Source organism: Empedobacter sp. UBA7248, assembly GCF_002472945.1.
Classification (GTDB): domain Bacteria; phylum Bacteroidota; class Bacteroidia; order Flavobacteriales; family Weeksellaceae; genus Empedobacter; species Empedobacter falsenii_C.
The window spans coordinates 460735-479715 of sequence record NZ_DKSU01000005.1; the positions used below are offsets into that span (position 1 = coordinate 460735).

21 protein-coding genes are annotated in these 18981 nt (G+C 34.1%); 13 read left to right on the plus strand and 8 right to left on the minus strand.

What is annotated here, in order from left to right:
• The first annotated feature begins 5 nt into the window (after positions 1 to 5).
• The 10 genes from B4A23_RS04505 (at position 6) to B4A23_RS04550 (ending at position 8639) form a co-directional block, all read left to right on the plus strand.
• Positions 6 to 758 (plus strand): SDR family oxidoreductase, encoded by a 753-nt coding sequence (locus tag B4A23_RS04505; RefSeq protein WP_291117363.1) that lies wholly within the window; start codon positions 6 to 8, stop codon positions 756 to 758.
• A gap of 3 nt (positions 759 to 761) precedes the next feature.
• Positions 762 to 1106, plus strand: a complete 345-nt coding sequence (locus B4A23_RS04510) for a hypothetical protein (RefSeq protein ID WP_291117366.1) — start codon at positions 762 to 764, stop codon at positions 1104 to 1106.
• A 394-nt stretch (positions 1107 to 1500) separates the two neighbouring features.
• Positions 1501 to 1998, plus strand: a complete 498-nt coding sequence (locus B4A23_RS04515; RefSeq protein WP_019976046.1) for a hypothetical protein — start codon at positions 1501 to 1503, stop codon at positions 1996 to 1998.
• Complete coding sequence (locus B4A23_RS04520; protein WP_291117371.1) at positions 1995 to 2813, plus strand: helix-turn-helix domain-containing protein; 819 nt, start codon at positions 1995 to 1997, stop codon at positions 2811 to 2813. The genes B4A23_RS04515 and B4A23_RS04520 overlap by 4 nt, the downstream gene beginning before the upstream one ends.
• A complete protein-coding gene (locus tag B4A23_RS04525) occupies positions 2810 to 3256 on the plus strand; it encodes a nuclear transport factor 2 family protein (protein ID WP_291117374.1) in 447 nt (148 codons plus the stop codon). Before B4A23_RS04520 ends, B4A23_RS04525 begins: the two co-directional genes overlap by 4 nt.
• Before the next feature lie 213 nt (positions 3257 to 3469).
• Positions 3470 to 4885, plus strand: coding sequence for an aldehyde dehydrogenase family protein (locus B4A23_RS04530; protein ID WP_291117378.1), 1416 nt, complete (start codon positions 3470 to 3472; stop codon positions 4883 to 4885).
• A gap of 286 nt (positions 4886 to 5171) precedes the next feature.
• Positions 5172 to 6017 carry an SDR family oxidoreductase gene (locus B4A23_RS04535; RefSeq protein WP_291117381.1) on the plus strand — a complete coding sequence of 282 codons (846 nt, stop codon included), beginning with the start codon at positions 5172 to 5174 and terminating at the stop codon, positions 6015 to 6017.
• Positions 6018 to 6034: 17 nt separating this feature from the next.
• On the plus strand, positions 6035 to 6853 hold the full coding sequence (locus B4A23_RS04540; RefSeq protein ID WP_291117384.1) for an SDR family oxidoreductase: 819 nt from the start codon (positions 6035 to 6037) through the stop codon (positions 6851 to 6853).
• 16 nt (positions 6854 to 6869) lie between these two features.
• The gene (locus B4A23_RS04545) at positions 6870 to 7664 is read left to right on the plus strand and encodes an SDR family oxidoreductase (protein ID WP_291117387.1); all 795 of its coding nucleotides are present in this window, start codon (positions 6870 to 6872) and stop codon (positions 7662 to 7664) included.
• A 63-nt stretch (positions 7665 to 7727) separates the two neighbouring features.
• Entirely contained in the window at positions 7728 to 8639 is a 912-nt protein-coding gene (locus B4A23_RS04550; RefSeq protein WP_019976054.1) for a helix-turn-helix domain-containing protein, read from the plus strand.
• A gap of 136 nt (positions 8640 to 8775) precedes the next feature.
• Here B4A23_RS04550 and B4A23_RS04555 read toward each other — a convergent pair whose 3' ends face one another.
• The 5 genes from B4A23_RS04555 to B4A23_RS04570 form a co-directional block, all read right to left on the minus strand.
• A complete protein-coding gene (locus tag B4A23_RS04555) occupies positions 8776 to 9000 on the minus strand; it encodes a hypothetical protein (protein WP_291117391.1) in 225 nt (74 codons plus the stop codon).
• Between the two features lie 72 nt (positions 9001 to 9072).
• Positions 9073 to 9180, minus strand: a complete 108-nt coding sequence (locus tag B4A23_RS16545) for a His/Gly/Thr/Pro-type tRNA ligase C-terminal domain-containing protein (protein ID WP_414647058.1) — start codon at positions 9178 to 9180, stop codon at positions 9073 to 9075.
• A 138-nt stretch (positions 9181 to 9318) separates the two neighbouring features.
• Positions 9319 to 10563: an MFS transporter gene (locus B4A23_RS04560; protein WP_291117394.1), complete on the minus strand. Its 1245-nt coding sequence runs from the start codon at positions 10561 to 10563 to the stop codon at positions 9319 to 9321.
• 61 nt (positions 10564 to 10624) lie between these two features.
• Positions 10625 to 11728, minus strand: a complete 1104-nt coding sequence (locus B4A23_RS04565) for an MBL fold metallo-hydrolase (protein WP_291117397.1) — start codon at positions 11726 to 11728, stop codon at positions 10625 to 10627.
• 168 nt (positions 11729 to 11896) lie between these two features.
• The gene (locus B4A23_RS04570) at positions 11897 to 12562 is read right to left on the minus strand and encodes an ArsR/SmtB family transcription factor (RefSeq protein WP_019976058.1); all 666 of its coding nucleotides are present in this window, start codon (positions 12560 to 12562) and stop codon (positions 11897 to 11899) included.
• Between the two features lie 685 nt (positions 12563 to 13247).
• On the opposite strand from B4A23_RS04570, the gene B4A23_RS04575 reads away from it, so the two are divergent.
• From B4A23_RS04575 to B4A23_RS04585, 3 genes are all read left to right on the plus strand, one after another.
• On the plus strand, positions 13248 to 14177 hold the full coding sequence (locus tag B4A23_RS04575) for an NAD-dependent epimerase/dehydratase family protein (RefSeq protein WP_291117402.1): 930 nt from the start codon (positions 13248 to 13250) through the stop codon (positions 14175 to 14177).
• 45 nt (positions 14178 to 14222) lie between these two features.
• Positions 14223 to 15131: a helix-turn-helix domain-containing protein gene (locus tag B4A23_RS04580; protein ID WP_291117405.1), complete on the plus strand. Its 909-nt coding sequence runs from the start codon at positions 14223 to 14225 to the stop codon at positions 15129 to 15131.
• Positions 15132 to 15247: 116 nt separating this feature from the next.
• A complete protein-coding gene (locus B4A23_RS04585; protein WP_291117408.1) occupies positions 15248 to 15955 on the plus strand; it encodes a type 1 glutamine amidotransferase domain-containing protein in 708 nt (235 codons plus the stop codon).
• Positions 15956 to 16117: 162 nt separating this feature from the next.
• On the opposite strand, the gene B4A23_RS04590 is transcribed toward B4A23_RS04585, so the two are convergent.
• The 3 genes from B4A23_RS04590 to B4A23_RS04600 all read right to left on the minus strand — a co-directional run bounded on the left by B4A23_RS04590 (position 16118) and on the right by B4A23_RS04600 (position 18791).
• On the minus strand, positions 16118 to 16438 hold the full coding sequence (locus B4A23_RS04590; RefSeq protein ID WP_291117411.1) for a helix-turn-helix domain-containing protein: 321 nt from the start codon (positions 16436 to 16438) through the stop codon (positions 16118 to 16120).
• 89 nt (positions 16439 to 16527) lie between these two features.
• On the minus strand, positions 16528 to 16965 hold the full coding sequence (locus B4A23_RS04595; protein ID WP_291117413.1) for a transposase: 438 nt from the start codon (positions 16963 to 16965) through the stop codon (positions 16528 to 16530).
• Between the two features lie 11 nt (positions 16966 to 16976).
• The gene (locus B4A23_RS04600; protein ID WP_291117416.1) at positions 16977 to 18791 is read right to left on the minus strand and encodes a hypothetical protein; all 1815 of its coding nucleotides are present in this window, start codon (positions 18789 to 18791) and stop codon (positions 16977 to 16979) included.
• Positions 18792 to 18981 lie beyond the last annotated feature (190 nt).

The window sequence follows — 18981 nt, forward strand, 5'->3', positions numbered from 1 at the left end:
GATTTATGAAATTAAAAAATAAGAAAGTACTTATCACTGGAGGAACTAGTGGTATCGGATTAGCTACTGTAAAACTCTTTTTACAAGAAGGAGCACAAGTAATTATTGCAGGTAGAAATGGAGAACATCTTCGTCAAGATCTTGTCGATTTCGACAAAACGAACTGGCATTTCTTCTCCTATGATACGAGTAAAATAAATGAAATTGACCGCTTAATTACATTTATTCAAAAGGAATTCACTCAATTGGACGTAGCCTTTTTAAATGCGGGAATTGCAAAATTTGCAGCGATAGAAGACATCACAGAAGAATTATTCGATGAAGTGATTCAAACGAATTTAAAAGGTTTATTTTTTACCCTTCAAAAAATATCTCCTTTATTGAATAATCCAGCGTCTGTTATTCTTACTTCTTCTTCTGGAACGCACAAAGCACATATTGGATCAAGTGTTTATTCTGCCTCTAAAGCCGCTGTCAGAAATATTGCTAGTACGCTAAGTAGTGAATGGGTTGCACGCGGCATAAGAGTTAATGTAATTAGCCCAGGCTCAACTGATACTGCTTTACTTGGTAAACTTGGAGTAGATGGAGAACAGTTAGAACAATTAAAAGACAATTTAGTAGCGCATATCCCTCATGGAAGGCTAATCAAATCAGAAGAAATAGCACAAGCCGTACTGTATTTAGCCGCACCAGGATCAGAATCTCAAATAGGTACAGAAATAATAGTAGATGGCGGAGCCTTCTTAAAAGTTTAAACGATGAAAAAAGTAATTATTGGCTTTATTAAGTTAAAAAAAGACGTGAATCGCGAACAGTTTGAAGCCTTTGAAAATCGAGTATCTCAATACAATGTGACATTATCCTCACATGAGAGCTTTAAAGTATTGCGTACTCTTGGAGTCATGGGCAATGATCATGAAGCACCCTTATACGATTATATTGAAATTATTGATATTCACAGTCTTCAAGCCATGTATCACCATATCAATCACGATGATAACCTAAAACAATTTATTCAGGAATTTACCGCCTTTGTTGAATATGCACAATTCCTAACCACAGAATCTATCGTTGATGTACAGCAAGCCCCTATTTCTTGTTAAGTAGCATTTTTTTACATTTTAATCCAATCTAGACTAGTAAAATAATGCAGTGTATACGTTTTAAACTAGATTCTTCTAGAATCCTTAGGGTATAGAAGAATACTGCTAACCTGTAAAAACGCAATTCATTCTAGTTTTGTGGGTAACACCTTATAGATGGATGTTATTTTGTGATGATACAAAATAACATCCATCTTTTTATTATTATCCCTTATATAAGGCTCCAACTTATAAATTAACTATTTTTTCTCTTGTCAAGTAAATCTAATTTAAACCTAAAATATTTTGTATCTTTAAGTTTATTTATGAGCCACACAGAAAACAAAAAATGAGCTAAATAGCAACTAATACCTCTTTTTACTTCCTGAACTTTGTACAAGAAAAAAAAGAAACAATGGATATTTTAAAATTCAGCATAGCATGGGCTAAGGCAGAACTAGTTTCAGCTAAAATCGTTTGGTTGTTTAGTCTGCTTGTATTGGCAACTGCCTCCGTTTTTTTATTCTGGGGAAAAGCGATTATGGTTAAAGCCTTTGTAATTCCTTTATTTGTAGCAGGTGTTTTTCTTATCACTGTGGGAATTGGATTATATAGCGCAAATAAACCGCGAATTGCTCAATTTGAAAAAGAAGCTTTAGAAGATGAACGCGGTCTACTTGATCGTGAAATCGCTAGAACAACAAAGTCAGAAGCCCAGTTTAAAATTGTCTTTACCGTATTGCCTACCCTCGCTATTTTATCTGCTTTGCTCTTGTTTTTTCCTGTTTCTCCTACTTGGAGAGCAACTAGTATTGTGCTTGTGCTTATGTGTGTTTTTCTACTGCTTGTGGATAGTCAAACAGCAGCTAGAAACACCCGATATCGCAACCAACTTTTAACTTTAAAAAAATGAAAAAGATCACACCTTTACAAGATAATTCATTCGTATATTCTTGTAGTATTCAAGACAAGTGGGGATTCGAACAATTTGTTCCCAATCACGTTATTTCATATCAAGTTTCAGGAGAAACCCATATCTACCATCAAGGTGGCACCTTCATTCTAAAAAAAGGAGATATTCTCTTATCTCGGAGAAATCAATTTGTAAAGACACTAAAAGTACGTGCTACTGATATGGAATACAAGGCTATCTCTGTTATTTTTAAACAAGAAGACTTACAAAGTTATACGAAACTAAATGAGATAGACCTGCCTAGTAGGTATACGGGTAAAAACAACCTACTGATTCAGTCTACTAGTTTTTTAAAAAGCTATTTCCAATCCTTAGTTCCTTACATAGAACAAGCCCATCAAAGTAATGAAAAGATGGCATTTAGCAAGATCGTAGAAATTATTGAACTCCTGCAACATACCCAACTAGATCTCAAAGAATTTTTGTTTGACTTTACAGAACCACATAAAATTGATTTAGAAGAGTTTATGCTCAAAAACTATCAATATAACTCCTCTATTGAAAATTTTGCGAAGTTAACAGGAAGAAGTTTAGCCGCGTTTAAAAGAGATTTTCTCAAAATCTTTGACCTACCTCCTGCACAGTGGTTAAAAAACAAAAGATTAGAAGAAGCCTATTATCTTATCCATCACAAACAGGAAAAACCAAGTGATTTTTATTTAGATCTGGGGTTTGAAAATTTATCTCATTTCTACACCGCATTCAAAAAGAAATATGGCGTTACACCCAGTCAAAGTTTATTACGAACAAAATGAATATAGAACAAAAACTCCAAGAAGCTGATGACCGATTAGCAATAAGAAACCTCATCGATCAATATGCCTTTTGTGCAGATACAAGAGATGCTATAGGTCAAATGGCACTTTTTACTGAAGACACTACCTTTGAGGTCTATTATGATCCTACATCGGACATTCCTTCCGAAATAGTACAAGGTAGAACTAACCTATTTCCCGTATTTGACCACTTAAATGTCTATCAGCGTACAATGCATTTCAATGGACAGAATTCCGTAACCTTAGAAGGAACAACTGCTACGGGAATTACCTATTGTATGGCGCACCATCTCACTCAAGAAGAGGGTCAACAAAAATTGATGATTGCTGCTATTCGCTATCAAGATAAATTTGTCAAACTTCAAGAACGATGGCTTTTTGCAGAACGAAAACTGTTCGTTGATTGGATTACAAACCAATAAAAACCAGTGAGGTATTCCGAATATTCAGAATACCTCACTGGTTTTATTAGGCCGCCTTGTAGTGAAAAATAAATGACTTACCTCCTATTCTTTTCTTGTAATAAAAAAACATTAAACCCAAAAAATTGAGCCATACAACAACTCATCTTTGAGCTTTATGACAAGTAAGTTCCCTAAAATGCAAGGGATATTTGTATACTAAAAATTATACAAATGAAAGCAATTAATACAATGTACATTAATGGTGAATTTGTCACACCACATGGTACAAATACATTAGACCTATTTAGTCCAGTTACCAATCAAAAAATAGCGGAAGTCACTCTGGGCGATGAAATAGATACTAAACAAGCCATATCCGCTGCTAAAGAAGCCTTTAAAACCTATTCTAAGTCTACGGTAGAAGAGCGCATTACTTACCTTGAAAACGTAAGAAATGCCATTGAAAAAAGAAAAGAAGCGTTGATCGATGTCATGATTGAAGAATATGGTGGAGTGCGTCAATTCAGCGCTATGACTATTGAGTTTGCCATCAATGACTTCACTACCATGATCGACCTATTAAAGGAATATCAATTTGAACAAGTGGTTGGAAAATCCAAAGTGGTACTCCAACCAGTAGGCGTTGTTGGAATTATCATTCCGTGGAATATGAGTAATGGATTTATTGGAACTAAGCTTTCAACGGCACTAGCTGCTGGGTGTACGGTTGTTGTAAAACCTAGTGAAATGAGTGCACAACAAACCCAAATTATGGCAGCATGTTTCCATGAAGCCAACTTGCCTAAAGGGGTCGTTAATTTCATCCATGGTCTTGGCGACGTAGTGGGAGCAGAAATAACAAGAAATCCAGATATCCACAAAATCTCTTTTACAGGTTCTACGAATGTAGGGAAAATTATTGCAAAAGGAGCAGTGGACACCATGAAACGCGTAACGTTAGAATTAGGAGGTAAATCACCCAATATTATCCTTGATGACGCGGATTTACAAACCGCTATTCCCACCGCTATTATGGCTGCTTTCTTAAATAGCGGACAAGCTTGTGCAGCCGCTACTCGCCTACTTGTGCCTATGGAGAAATTAAATGAGGTAAATACCATCGCCAAAAACTTTGCTGCAAGTTTAAAAGTAGGCGATCCCAATGATCTTGATACTGCCATTGGTCCTATGGTCAGCCAAAAACAATACGAACGCGTTATTGACTATATCCAAATAGGCCAACAAGAAGGAGCTACGTTATTAACTGGTGGAACGCAAAAACCACAGGGATTAGAAGCAGGAAACTTTGTAGCGGCAACGATATTCACTAATGTAAATAACAAGATGCGCATTGCACGTGAAGAAATCTTCGGTCCCGTTCTATCTATTATCCCTTACCAAACCGAACAAGAGGCTATTGATATTGCAAATGACACAGACTATGGGTTGGCTGCTTATGTTAGTGCTTCAGATATAGAACGAGCAAAAAAGGTCGCTTCACAGTTAGATGCAGGTAGAATATGCATTAATGGCTTATCTCATGATGCAAAAGCCCCTTTTGGAGGATTTAAGCAATCTGGAATAGGACGCGAATATGGAGTATATGGACTATCTGCTTATTTGGAACCTAAAGCAATATTAGAATAATATGTACTTTATAAAAATAAACGAGGCTCTATAACAAGAGCCTTTGTTTCTTTTTACTATTTCTACTTCATCTTATTGCTTTAAAATAGGTTAATCGAAGATACGCACTCTCCAATTGACCTAATAGTATTCGTTATAAACAAACAAGCTTGAAAAGTCAATTTTCATCTTCCTTTCCACTACTCGGCAACAATCTGTATTTTGGATACACATTTCTGCAATTCGGAAACAGTACTATTTTAAAGTAGACGGACTTTTGTATGGTAATAATCAAAAAAATAAAACTATGCAAAAAACAATCTTAATCACAGGTGCTTCCTCGGGAATTGGAAAAGCTACTTCATTGTACTTTGTTCAACAAGGATGGAATGTGATTGCAACCATGCGAAATCCTGAAAGAGAAACTGAACTCGTTCAACACCCCAATATTTTAGTTACCGCTTTAGAAGTAACACAGCCTGAATCAATTGTAGCAGCTATAGAAAAAGGAATCGAGCGATTTGGTCAAATCGATGCCTTGCTAAATAATGCTGGATATGGTCAACAGGGACTATTTGAAGCGATCACCGCTGAACAAGTTCAACAACAATTCGATGTCAATGTTTTTGGGCTAATGAATGTAACAAGAGCGCTCCTACCCTATTTGCGCAAACAAAAAACAGAAAGCGTAATTGCAAACATCACCTCTGGCGTTGGTAAAATACCCTTTCCGCTAACCAGTGTCTATACAGCTTCAAAATTTGCGATTGAGGGCTTTATCGAATCTTTAGCTTATGAGTTAGATTCACAGCATATTAAGGTGAAGATTATTGAGCCTGGCTATGTACAAACCAGTTTTCACGAAAGAGCAGCAACTGAATTTGCAACCGATGCTACCTTATCAGATTACACCTACTTTTTAACGCAAACAACGGAATTATTAGGCAATCTATCTTCAGCAGAGGCATTTACCCCTCAAGATGTAGCAGCAACAATCTTCCGATCAGTTACTGATGGTACCCATCAATTGCGCTATGTTGCAGGCAGTGATATTGAGCAGATGATTGAAATGAGAAAAGAAAAAAGTGAACAAGAATATGTCGACTTCTTACGTGGGCTTTTTGCTCCTAAAGGATTTGACAACAAAAAGTAATTTAAAAAATAATAGTTATGACTAAAACAATATTAATCACAGGAGCATCTAAGGGAATTGGAAAAACAACGGCCTTATTATTTGCAGCTAAAGGTTGGAATGTAATTGCAGCGATGAGAAGTCCCCAAGAAGAAACGGAGTTAACAACGCTAGAAAATGTACTTGTTACGCAATTAGAGCTGCGCGATGTGGCAAGTATTCAACATACATTACGCGAGGGTATTGCGCGTTTTGGAAAAATAGATGCCTTAATAAATAATGCAGCTTACGGACAATATGGTCTTTTTGAGGCGCAAACACCAGAACAAATTGCCGAGCAATTTGAAGTAAATGTATTAGGCACATTAAACGTAATTCGCGAGATATTACCCCATTTTCGCGAGCATAAAGGAGGAATAATTATCAATATAAGTTCAGGAGGTGGACGCGTGGGTATTCCGATGATTTCTTCTTATGTTGCTTCTAAATTTGCTTTAGAGGGTTGGACAGAATCTGTATCCTATGAATTAGCCTCTCAGAACATCATCATTAAATTAATTGAACCGGGTGGTGTAGAAACTCCATTTCACGATACTGCCGCTAAAAACTTTGCCGCAAACCCAGCACTAAAATCGTATGAAGCATTCACCACTGCTTTTGCGAAGCAGTTTGAGGGGATGCACGATGGCATCGCTACAGCGCAACAAGTAGCAGATGAAATCTACACAGCAACAACGGATGGAACAAACCAATTGAGATACTTAGTTGGAAAGGATGTAAAAGGATGGGTAGATTTAAGAACGAGTCATTCAGACTCGGATTACATCGCCAAGATGCGAGCACTATTTAACTTCTAAAATAAGGTCAAAAACAATGAAATCAATTTTTATTACAGGCGCTTCTTCAGGATTGGGAAAAGCCACTGCAAAATTATTTGCCGCTAAAGGATGGAATGTCATTGCTACCATGCGAAATCCAGAAAAAGAAACGGAATTAGTACACGTAGCCAATGTTACTCTGCTTCCATTAGATGTAACCCAAGAAGAACAAATCAAATTAACGGTTCAAAAAGCCCTTGAGCTTCACGATATTGATGTGGTATTTAACAATGCAGGTTATGGATTAATCGGCCCTTTAGAAGCTTATAGTAATACCCAAATAGAGCGTCAACTTACGACCAACTTCTTAGGGGTAGTACGTGTAACGCAGGCTTTTATTCCACACTTTAGAGCGAAAAAAGCAGGATTATTTCTAACAACGACTTCGATTGGTGGACTTGTATCTATGCCTTTAGATTCGATTTATCACGCAACGAAATGGGCCTTAGAAGGGTGGTCTGAAAGTATGTCCTTTGAATTGGGGTTACACAATATTCAAATCAAAACCGTTGCCCCTGGTGGAATTATTACTGATTTTGGTGGGCGTTCTATAGAAGTCGTAGAACACCCAAGCTATGCAGGAGCTGTAGATCAATTAATGGGGATGTTCAATATAGACAACTTCTCTACTGCCGAGCAAATTGCAGATGTGGTATATGAAGCCGCTACAGATGGCAAAGACCAATTGCGTTATGTAGCGGGTGCAGATGCTAAAGCACTATATGAAAGACGTTTAGAAATTGGACAAGATGCAATGCACCAAGAATTTAAAAAGAATATTTTTAGTTAATCTCAACCAAAAGAAGAATTTATATAACCTAGATTTTGTAATTTTATACAAGAATATCAGAAGATGAAAAACATAAGCTCTATATCCGAATTTCACAAATTGCTCGATTTACCTGCTCCTCTTCATCCTTTAATTAGTCTAGTAGATGTCACGCAAATGCATATTAGCGAAAACGACATTTGGAAGAAATTCACACTCGACTTTTATAGTATTTCGCTTAAGCGCAATGTAACAGCTAAGGTAAAATATGGCCAACAGTACTATGACTTTGATAAAGGAACGATGAATTTTTTAGCGCCTAAACAAATTCAATCTTTGGAAGTTAACGAAGTGAACAAGATCTCGCAAAACTGTGGATTGGGCTATATGCTTATGATTCATCCTGATTTCTTGTACAATCACCCTTTGGGAGCTCAAATTAAAAATTACGGTTTCTTTTCCTATTCTTTGAATGAAGCTTTGCATCTTTCAGAGAAAGAAGAAGCGAATATTATTGAAATCTTTCAAAAAATTGAACAAGAATATCAGTTTATTGATCGACACACTCAAGATATTATTCTCTCGCAGCTGGATTTATTACTCAATTACAGCAACCGTTTTTACGAACGACAATTTATTACTCGAAAAGCAGTAAATAACGATTTGTTAGTCAAAACAGAACAATTGTTGACGGATTATTTTGACAAAGAAGAAACACTTCAAAAAGGCGTTCCTACGGTGGAGTCCTTAGCTAATAAACTCAATTTATCCCCTCACTATTTAAGTGATATGTTGCGTTCTTTAACAGGACAAAGTGCAAAACAACACATACACAATAAGTTAATCGAGCAAGCTAAAATCTATTTATCTACGAGTACCTTATCTGTAGCGGAAATAGCCTATAATCTAGGGTTTGAATACCCCCAATCCTTTAACAAGTTATTTAAAAAGAAGACGAATATGTCGCCACTGGAGTTTCGAGCGAATTTTAACTAAACTATTAAACTGTTTAATTAAAAAATAAAAGAGCCGAGGTCAAAAACCTCGGCTATCTAAAACTAATGCTCACAAATTATGGTCTGTTAGTTGCGTTTAATAAGCTTTCGCAATCAATACCTTCAACTTTGTTTGTTTACCTGTAAAAATAAATACAAGTTCCTACTTCTTCAATTGAATCAAGTGGAATACAGCGAATCGTTGCTTTTGTTTCCTCTTTCACTCTTCTTACTGTTTCAACTGTACCATCCCAAAAACAAGAAATAAAACCTCCTTTATTTTCAAGTATCTGCTTAAACTCTTGCATCGTTGTTACTTTGGTAATATGATTATCTCTAAAATCAAGGGCTTTTTGAAACATTCTATGCTGCATATTATTCAATTCACTTTGAACAAATGCACTAAGTTCTTCGCGTTTAACAAGAATTTTAGCTCATGTATCACGGCAAACGACTTCTACGGAATTACTTTGCATATCTCTATCTACTATACTGATTCGAAGGGGCACTCCTTTTGTTTCCCAATCTGCAAATTTTAAAATTAAGGTTTTATGTTTAACTTATACTCACAATTGAGTTAGGATGTCCAGTTCTTTGTTGTATAATAACTTGGTAGATCAGGTTGCCCCTCTAAAATATACTTTACAAATCCCTCTTGATTATTGATCATATGTTTATCTCTATTTTTTCAAAGTCTCCTTCATACTAATCCAAACTACGATACCTGATAGTAGCGTGATAATTCCCGCAAGATGAACGGCCCACATCAAGCCAAAATAGTTTCCAACAATTCCAGCCATTAATGCTCCTACTGCATATCCCATATCACGCCAAAATCGATAAACCCCTAGAGAAGAAGCTCTCCAAGTTGGATGTGCAGCATCACTCACTGCAGCTAATAAAGCAGGGTAAACCATGGCTGTACCAATACCCAACAAAATTGAACCAATTAAGCCTGCTTTTAAAGGATCAAATATTGTTAAACCAATAATGATGTGACCTAGTACTTGAACAAACATTCCCCAAACAATTAGCGGTTTTCTTCCCCACTTATCGGTTAAAGGACCTGTTACAATTTGCCCCACACCCCATACAACAGGATAAACGGCCTTAATCCACCCAACTCCTTCCAATCCTACTCCCATAGACATAAAAAGTAGAGGAAACACGCCCCAAGACATTCCATCATTTAAATTGTTAATTAACCCAGCCTGAGAAATTGAAAATAGATTTTTATTTTTAAAGGATGTTTCCTTAAAAACCCACCACAAATTAGGCTTGCGTGATTCTTCACCTGAATTGGTTTGTTTTATTAATGTTGCTTCTAATTGAGCATATTTTCGAGTATCTCTAACAACAAAAATGGAAAGTATCAACCCTATAATAGTATAAGCTATTCCTAAATAAAAGGGTTCTGGACGAAGCCCATAACGAGAGGCAATAAAACCAGTTAACAAAGCGGTGAATCCTACTGCTCCATATCCTGCAGCCTCATTAAGTCCCATCGCCAACCCTCTACTTTTACTTCCCACAAGGTCAATCTTCATATTGACTGTCATAGACCAAGCCAATCCTTGGCTAACCCCTAATAAAATATTAGCAAATAAAATCCAATTCCATGAGGGACCATAGGCTAGTAAAAACGGAACGGGTAAACCGATGAACCAACCCCAAATCAATACCTTTTTTCGTGTATACTTATCTGCTAAAACACCAGAAATTAAATTAGTACATGCTTTTACTACTCCAAAGGCGATGATAAAGGAAAAAACAACAACATCCGATTGAATGTGAAACTCATCTGTTCCTACTAAAGGAACTACAGTTCGCTCTAATCCAACCATTCCCCCAACCATCATATTCACTAGAACCAATAAGGTAAATTGTTTCCAGTTTTCTTTTAAACCTAACTTTATACTTTCCATTGTATTTTTACTCTATAAAATTATTTTGAGCATTTAGAATTTAATCTTTTCGTTAAACGGATTAAGAAACTGAACATCTATTAGCACCTGCCTCTAAATCTGCTGGATCTATATCTTGATAGCTTCCGCTTTTATTTAGCGTAGCAATTTCTATGTAATTAGGTGGAGTAGCTGGAATACGTTGTATTGTTTGCGAAATGAATTCTTCTCTTGATAATTGAAGTAATTCAATACTTGCAAAAAGATTTACTATTGTATCGGCTATTAAAACTTGATCAAAAACAATAGCACTAGATGTATGTGCTGGCAATATTAAAATCTCACTTGGTAACTGCTTTATCTTTTCTAAAGATGTAAATAATTCATCTGCTTTTTTCAAGGCTTGCTCTTGATCAGCTTTTAAATCAGGACGACCAACACCATTGGTAAATAAGGTATCTCCTGTTAATAAAAATTGATTACCAACTAAATAAGAGATACTCTCTGGCGTGTGACCAGGGGTGTGAATAGCCAGAATAAATGCTTTTCCAACGCGAATCTGTTGACCATCTTGTAAAGCAGTAAAAGAATAAGCAACATCAGCCCCTTCAGTGAACAAATGTTTTGCATGAGTAGCTTGTACTAAATCAATAGTTCTAGAAATATAATCGGCATGAACATGAGTATCCATCGCATATTTAATTATCCAACCATTTTTTTGCGCTAAACCGATATAAACACTCGGATCCAGTGATGCATCAACTACAATAGCTTCTCCTTCCGAGGCAACCATATAAGAAATACATCCCTTTGCAACCCTTCTTACTTGCAATACAGTAACACCATCTGCTTCTACTCTAGCTGTATTCCAAGCATAATTCCAAGCTTTCATGCCTCCATGTAAAGACAACGCATCAAAACCTTTATTTTGTAGTAATTCTGCTGCAATTAAACTTGTTTTTCCTGCAGTACATACGGTGACAATCGGTATATCTTTATCAAAATTATCTTGGTCAAAGACGGTTGTATCTCCTGATACAAGACCTTTGTAAACATCTTTATGAATACTATCCGCAATTTGCCATTCATTTCTTTGCTCCATAGGTCTTACATCTAATACCGTTACTTTTTCTCCATGTTCAAACATCTTTTGAAGATCTTCTACTTTTATTTCTTGATTTTTCATATTAAATCGTTTTTTACTTCGATACAAATATACATACTTCACTCAACTATTCAATAAATATATTGAATAGTTGAGTGGTAATTTACACCCATATTGATTATCAGTTATTTAAATAAAAAAAGCGTTTCATAAAAAATGAAACGCTTTAAATTCTACATTAATTTCCCTTTATAAAGAATCAACAGGTAATCCTTTTAATGCCCATTCGGGATATCCTTCCTCTAATCTCACGGCATGATATCCCTTTTTTTGAAGCAGTGCGACAGCTTCATCTGCAAAGACACAAAATGGGCCTCTACAATAGGCTACTAACATTTTTTCATTAGATAAATCTTTCAATGAATCATCTAATCGATCAATAGGTTTTGATAAAGCTTTATAGATATGACCTCTTTCATATTCTTCTTCTGGTCTTACATCAAGTAAAATAACTTCATCCTTGTCAATCATTCTTTTTAATGTTTCTGCATCAATTGCCTGTAAATCTACACTTTGTCTACTACGAAAATCTTGTATCACTTTTTCAACTTCTGCATTGGAATTAATTCCCAATTCTCTCAAAGAAATCCAGGTATGATATACATTCTCACTACTAAGGGAATAGTTGATATAGTTTCCCTTCTTATTAATTTGTACTAATTTAGCATTTTTTAAATGCTGTAAATGTTGGGAAGTATTTGCAATAGACTGTCCTATATAATTAGCAATCTGCTCTACCGTAAATGGTCCTTGACCCAATAAATCAATAATCTCTAATCGAATGGGATTAGACATTGCCTTAGCTACCTTTGACAATTCTGTATATACTTTATCTTTAAAATCTCTCTTATTCATAATTAACACTGTTACTTGTACAATATCTTGTAAAGATCAGAACACAAAAGTAGTTAAACTATTCAATATTATGATTGAATAGAAATTTTTTAAGATCATTTATCTAAAAACAGTTATACATCAGCTGAAAAATTGTCCTTCATAATCTCAATAATTTTATTTTCTTTTGAATTTTTTGCTTACTAAATCATTTCTTTTTTCAGAATTTCATTCATTTCTAAGTTTTTATATTTTATATTCTTTTAACTGAAAAAATTGATTAAAGATTTTTCGATAAGTTCGGTCAACATAGAAATGACATTTTCTTTAAACTGTTTCACCTTAATGTAAAGTCTGATCTACGTAGTGTGTAATTACAAAACGTCAAGACTGCGATTTTCGTCGTTCAATCTTCATTTTACTCACTAAAAATACTAAATGACTTGCTATCGCTCACTAATCTTTTTTACGCTCATTACAATGGATTGAAGCTCGTCTGCAAATCGTATATCGACTTTAAACTATTTATTACAAAAGCAATTTTAATTATATGAAAAGTTAAGAGAATGGTATTAGAATATGCACACAAACAAAAAATCTAAATAGAATATTAAAACCGAGATTTGGCTACTACTTACCATAAAAGGGTTACTATTTTGTATAAATTGTTACTGAAATTTGTATTATAAAAATAAAAAACATGACAATGCAAACAATATTAGGAGCCAATGGCCAAATTGGAGAAGAATTGGCAAGAGAACTAAAAAGAAATTATACTTCAAATATTAGAATTGTAAGCAGAGATGCCCAAAAAGTAAACGATACAGACGAAGTTTTTTCTGCGGACTTATCTATCAAAAAAAAAGCGATTGAAGCGATAAAAGGCAGTGAAATTGCTTATTTCACGTTGGGACTTCCGATAAGTTCCGATTTATGGGAAAAACAATTTCCTTTGATTTTGAGTAATGTTATTGAAGCTTGTAAAATCAACAGGACTAAACTGGTATTTTTCGATAACACATATATGTATCCACAAGATGATCGCATACAAACTGAAAATACGCCTTTTGAACCTATTGGCAGAAAAGGAAAAGTACGCAGAGATATGGCTGAAATGGTACTGAAAGAAATGGTATCTGGCGACTTGGAAGCGGTGATATGTCGTGCTCCCGAATTTTATGGACCAAGGAAAACACAAAGCATCACCAACACGCTTATTTTCGATAATATAAAAAACGTAAAAAGGCTAAAAGTTCCTCTTTGTGCGGATAAGAAAAGAAGTCTTATTTGGACGCCAGATGCCAGTAGAGCGACTGCTTTAATTGGCAATACCCCTGATGCTTATAACCAAACTTGGCATTTACCTGTTGATCCATCCCATCTTACCTATCGTCAACTTATCGATTTGGCTTCGGATGTTTATGGTAAAAAATTGAAATATACTACTGTTCCAAAATTTGTGTTTAAGATTGGTGCAAAATTCAATGATAAACTAAAAGAACTGCAGGAATTATTACCGAGGTATGAACACGACAACATTTTTGATGATTCCAAATTCAGAAATCGCTTTCCTGAATTTGAATCGACTAGCTATAGAAAAGGAATTGAACAGATTAAAAATCAACAAAATATTTAATTTAAATAATGTAAATTTACCATGTTTCGTTTAGCAGAAAAAAATATGAAAACGCCTGTAAGAATTGCCTCCATTACCGCATTGCATCAGTTTTTAGGTTTGAAAAGTCCTTCAAATCCGTTGATTAGCGTTTTCAATTTTGATGATGTAAAATTGGATACAGAAACCATTTTGAGCACGATTACTACAGATTTTTACGTCATTGCTCTTAAAAAAGATTGTGCAGGTGGCAAATGTAAATATGGACAAAATTATTTTGATTTTGATGAAGGAATTATGTATTTCATCGCTCCACATCAAGTGTTGCAATTTGAAGATGTGTTACTCAATAGCGTTCGTGGTTTTGTGATGGTGGTACATCCCGATTTTTTACAATCTTATCCTTTGGCAGCTAAAATCAAAGATTACGGCTATTTTTCTTATACAAGCAACGAAGCTTTGTTTTTGTCCGAAAAAGAAGAGAAATCTATTTTTGATATTATTGAGAATGTTCAGAGCGAAATCAATACCAATATGGATGCTTTTACACAAGATTTATTGGTTTCTAATATCGATTTATTACTCAAATATTGCGACCGTTTCTATAATCGTCAATTCTTGACTAGAAAAAAGAATAACAACGATTTACTATCAAAATTGGAAAATCTATTAGATGATTATTTTAAAAATGATTTGATAGAAAATGGTATTCCATCCGTTCAATTCTTTGCAGAAAAGCTTAACTTAAGTTCTAATTATTTAAGTGATATGTTACGTGTACAAACGGGACAAACTACACAACAACATATCCAGAATCGAGTGATAGAAAAAGCAAAAGAATTGCTATCAACCACCCATCTTTCGGTATCAGAAATTGCTTATCAATTGGGCTTTGAGCATCCGCAATCGTTTCATCGTTTGTTCAAAAAGTTCAGCACTTTATCGCCTTTGGAATACAGGGCATCTTTCAATTAACAGTACTTTAATCTCTTATTATCAGAGATTCTGCTACTCATTTCTTGGATTAAGCTACTTTAAAAAAATTTTTTGACACGAAATTTATATCTATAAAAATCAATCAAGGTCGAACAATGAAAAAAGCACTATTAATCGTTACCAACGTCAGCATGTATGCAAGTGGTAAATTGGAAACAGGTTTATGGTTGAGTGAACTCACACATATCTATCATTCCCTAAAAGAAAATGCTTGGGAGATTACTATCGCAAGTCCAAATGGTGGTAAAGTACCTATAGATCCTGAAAGCTTGAAACCTTTAGTTTTAGATAAAATCTCAAAAGACTATTACGAAAATGCTGATTTTATAAAGGAATTAAATGCTTCTTCATCTTTAGAAAATGTAAAAAATAAAACTTTCGATTTGGTGTATTTGGCAGGTTGTCACGCCACAATGTATGATTTTCCAAATAATGAAACCTTACAAAACATCATTACTCATCACTATGAAAGTGGTAGAAAAGTTGCAGCAATTTGTCATGGTGTAAGCGGTTTACTCAATGTAAAATTATCCAACGGGAATTATCTAATTGAAGGGAAAAACATAACAGGTTTTAATTGGTTTGAAGAAACTATTGCCAGACGAAAAAGAGAAGTTCCTTTTAATCTCGAAGCAGAAATTAATTTGCGAAAAGCTAATCTAAAAAAAGCATGTATCCCAATGACTTCAAATGTGGTAATAGATAAAAATCTAATCACAGGACAAAATCCGTTTAGCTCTAAAGAAATGGCTATAGTAGTAATGGAAGAATTTCGAAGTAGATTTGTGATTATAGAATTCTAAAAAATAGAATTTAGATTTCTCAAAACCTTTAAATTATAAAGATTCTGAGAAAAAAAAAAAATTATAAAATGTCATATGATTTGGAGACGAGTGTCAAAGTGTAGAAAGTAATGATTTAGGTGTTTTACTGTTTACGTAACAAATGATTTAAAAAATTCTTAATTAATAAAATATCTTTTTCCATTTTGTTATAGTATTCCTGCTCAATTTAAAATGATTTGCTAATTGAGAATTATTTAATTGATGTTTTTTCTGATAATCCAATATCAATAAAATATCATGCCTTGAATAAGATTTGAATTTTTGATTTATTTGAATATTCTTTTTATACTCATCTCCGAAAATCAATTTATTTAATTCTAAGATATCCAAAACGGTTAAAGCTTTTTTATCCAGAATTTCTTGACATACTGAAATTTTTGAAGGATAAAGATCATTTAAAATGTCTATATAAAGTGTCTTATAATTTATTCTCTTTATCATCTTTTAATTTTTAAAAAGCTACTAATCATTATAAAAATGATTAGTAGCTAATGGTTAATAGAATAGGTTTATTAGTAATTAGTAATAGTTTATTTTATTGAATTTCTATACTTGCTAATCCATTTATATAAAGTGGTCTTGGGAATATGATAACGTTCGATTACTTCTGTAGTTTTCATTTCTCCCGTTTCTATTTTATTTAGTATATAATCAATCACTTCTTTGGTGTAAATATTTTTGCGAAACCTAGGTAAAGAAGAACTGTTATCTCTATCTCTATCCGTATAATTACTATTTGCTACTGGAGCATATAAAATCAAATGTTGTGAATAAAGGCGAAAGAAATCGTACTCTAAAAGCTTACTCCACTTTAATAAAACCTCAGTATCTGTGCTTTTCATGTTATACATTTCTTCCACTTCCTCTAATGTACATTTCATAAAGTTACAAATACGGAATAATTCTATCCCATTTTCTGCAACTAATTGCTTAATTAATGTACCAATATGGATTTCTTTGTAATTCATACACGAATTATTTATTTCGTATTAATTCCGTGAAACTCGGCTTGGGTTAAAGCCCATGCCATTGTATTGGCAAAGAATACAGAATTATAGACAGGTCTAGCATAGGATGTTTTAACAACCGGAAAACCATTTGCGTCTAATGTAAAAGGACATATCGTACTACTATTCATATCTCCTGAATTACCCGATTGTGATGTAAATCCTCCTTCACCGACCCAAACAAAATTGAATGTTTTATGACGGAATGCCGTTACCGAATTCGCTACAGCTCCTGTATTGTTATTGGCATTCATTGCGTTTGAATATTGAATAATATCTCCTGAAGGCAAATTGGTGAAGTAAACTGCATCAGTCGCATCATCTCCCCACAATTTACCTCTCAAATCACCAAAAGGTCCATTTATAACAGGATCATTGAAAATAGGTAATAAATAAGTTCTTCCATCACCAGTTCCTCCGGTAGTCGATTGATTAAGTGTTGGGTCGTTAAAAATAGTTCGCATCAAAATCTGATTTCCGGAAGCTCCTTCTGAATGAACAATCATCACACCTCCTTTTATAAGATATTCTAAAAAAACATCTGCTTCTGCTTGAGCCATATTATATGAATAGCCTATGACAACAATATCTACCGGATTAGACCCCAATAACCAATTTTGTAATTGGGCTGCTGACGGAGAGTTTGATCCATTAATAATTTCATCCCAACCCTCATAAGGGACAATGCTTGTAGGTAAAGTTCCGTAGTTTGTATCTGTTGTAATTAATGTTCTTGATGGTCTTGTATTAGAAATATTATATCCATATGTTGTACCTGTACCAATACCTAGTATTCTTTTCTTTGGTATAACAACCCTTACATCAAATTGACAGCTAGAATTTTCTAATCCTTCACTGTTATGCGTTAGCGTTAATCTTTTTGTAACAGTTGAAGTTGGGGTTCCTTTACCATTTAATGTAACATATTGTGTTCCTGATCCGCTAAATGTTCCTGATCCGCTGAACGAGATACCGTCTACTGTATTTGTATGCATACTCCAACTACCGGCTGCTGTAACATTTACTGGAACAGTTATCGTATTACTAGCTGTTAAAGCCACACCTGATTTATATACACCATTTACTTTAATCTCTTTACAACCAATTGTATAAGTTCCGGCAGCAGTTAATACTTCCACTTGTTTGACCGGCGTACAAGAAACCTCTGTTCCATTAGCTTCTATTGCTAAATCGTTAAACCCAACGTTTACTGGATTTCCTTGCCCTGCAATCAATACAGTATATGATCCTTCATTTAAAAAAGTTCCTGTTGTATAGAAACTATATCCGTTATCTGTTGAAGCAGAAATCGTGTACTCACCAGGTTTAGTCACATTTACTTTAATGGATAAATAATTAGAAGTAGTTAGCTCTTTTCCTTCAATATAAGTTCCTGATACAGCAACATCTGCAGGACAATCAAATGTAAACACTGCTTTTCCGAGTTTTCCGCACAAACTTTTCCATTCTTGTTCCAAATAATTCCAGTAATTATAACAATTCTCAGTTGTATTGTAAATCATCAAACTGTTATCGGTCGCAAATAATTTAAGTACTTTAGGATTAACTAACGGATTTTCATAAGTTAATTTATCTCTTTCCGATTCCGTTAACCTTGGAATGATAATTCCTTTTAATTTATTGTCTAAATCTGCATCTGTTGGTCTAATTTTTTCTGAAACATGCAACAATGTATTCACATTGGGTTCATCAGTATTAATTCCCACTTGCGAGAAGAGTAAATTCGATACTATTAAACAAAAAAATAGGATTAAATGTTTTTTCATAATTTTAAATTGTTTAGTCATAGTTATATAAATAGTCCTTATTAGACTATTTATACATTACACTGATATACAATACAATAAACTATAATTTTGATTTACAATTAAATAATCATTTAACAAGCAATTAAAGGTTGAATAATAATTTATGAAAATTAATAAATCCTCCTAAAATATTATTTTTCAATAATTT

What these genes read in the sequence shown, in the direction of transcription:
- B4A23_RS04505 (WP_291117363.1), top strand. Translation starts at nt 6, where the DNA reads ATGAAATTAAAAAATAAGAAAGTACTTATCACTGGAGGAACTAGTGGT.
- B4A23_RS04510 (WP_291117366.1), top strand. Translation starts at nt 762, where the DNA reads ATGAAAAAAGTAATTATTGGCTTTATTAAGTTAAAAAAAGACGTGAAT.
- B4A23_RS04515 (WP_019976046.1), top strand. Translation starts at nt 1,501, where the DNA reads ATGGATATTTTAAAATTCAGCATAGCATGGGCTAAGGCAGAACTAGTT.
- B4A23_RS04520 (WP_291117371.1), top strand. Translation starts at nt 1,995, where the DNA reads ATGAAAAAGATCACACCTTTACAAGATAATTCATTCGTATATTCTTGT.
- B4A23_RS04525 (WP_291117374.1), top strand. Translation starts at nt 2,810, where the DNA reads ATGAATATAGAACAAAAACTCCAAGAAGCTGATGACCGATTAGCAATA.
- B4A23_RS04530 (WP_291117378.1), top strand. Translation starts at nt 3,470, where the DNA reads ATGAAAGCAATTAATACAATGTACATTAATGGTGAATTTGTCACACCA.
- B4A23_RS04535 (WP_291117381.1), top strand. Translation starts at nt 5,172, where the DNA reads ATGCAAAAAACAATCTTAATCACAGGTGCTTCCTCGGGAATTGGAAAA.
- B4A23_RS04540 (WP_291117384.1), top strand. Translation starts at nt 6,035, where the DNA reads ATGACTAAAACAATATTAATCACAGGAGCATCTAAGGGAATTGGAAAA.
- B4A23_RS04545 (WP_291117387.1), top strand. Translation starts at nt 6,870, where the DNA reads ATGAAATCAATTTTTATTACAGGCGCTTCTTCAGGATTGGGAAAAGCC.
- B4A23_RS04550 (WP_019976054.1), top strand. Translation starts at nt 7,728, where the DNA reads ATGAAAAACATAAGCTCTATATCCGAATTTCACAAATTGCTCGATTTA.
- B4A23_RS04555 (WP_291117391.1), bottom strand. Translation starts at nt 9,000, where the DNA reads ATGTTTCAAAAAGCCCTTGATTTTAGAGATAATCATATTACCAAAGTA.
- B4A23_RS04560 (WP_291117394.1), bottom strand. Translation starts at nt 10,563, where the DNA reads ATGGAAAGTATAAAGTTAGGTTTAAAAGAAAACTGGAAACAATTTACC.
- B4A23_RS04565 (WP_291117397.1), bottom strand. Translation starts at nt 11,728, where the DNA reads ATGAAAAATCAAGAAATAAAAGTAGAAGATCTTCAAAAGATGTTTGAA.
- B4A23_RS04570 (WP_019976058.1), bottom strand. Translation starts at nt 12,562, where the DNA reads ATGAATAAGAGAGATTTTAAAGATAAAGTATATACAGAATTGTCAAAG.
- B4A23_RS04575 (WP_291117402.1), top strand. Translation starts at nt 13,248, where the DNA reads ATGCAAACAATATTAGGAGCCAATGGCCAAATTGGAGAAGAATTGGCA.
- B4A23_RS04580 (WP_291117405.1), top strand. Translation starts at nt 14,223, where the DNA reads ATGAAAACGCCTGTAAGAATTGCCTCCATTACCGCATTGCATCAGTTT.
- B4A23_RS04585 (WP_291117408.1), top strand. Translation starts at nt 15,248, where the DNA reads ATGAAAAAAGCACTATTAATCGTTACCAACGTCAGCATGTATGCAAGT.
- B4A23_RS04590 (WP_291117411.1), bottom strand. Translation starts at nt 16,438, where the DNA reads ATGATAAAGAGAATAAATTATAAGACACTTTATATAGACATTTTAAAT.
- B4A23_RS04595 (WP_291117413.1), bottom strand. Translation starts at nt 16,965, where the DNA reads ATGAATTACAAAGAAATCCATATTGGTACATTAATTAAGCAATTAGTT.
- B4A23_RS04600 (WP_291117416.1), bottom strand. Translation starts at nt 18,791, where the DNA reads ATGAAAAAACATTTAATCCTATTTTTTTGTTTAATAGTATCGAATTTA.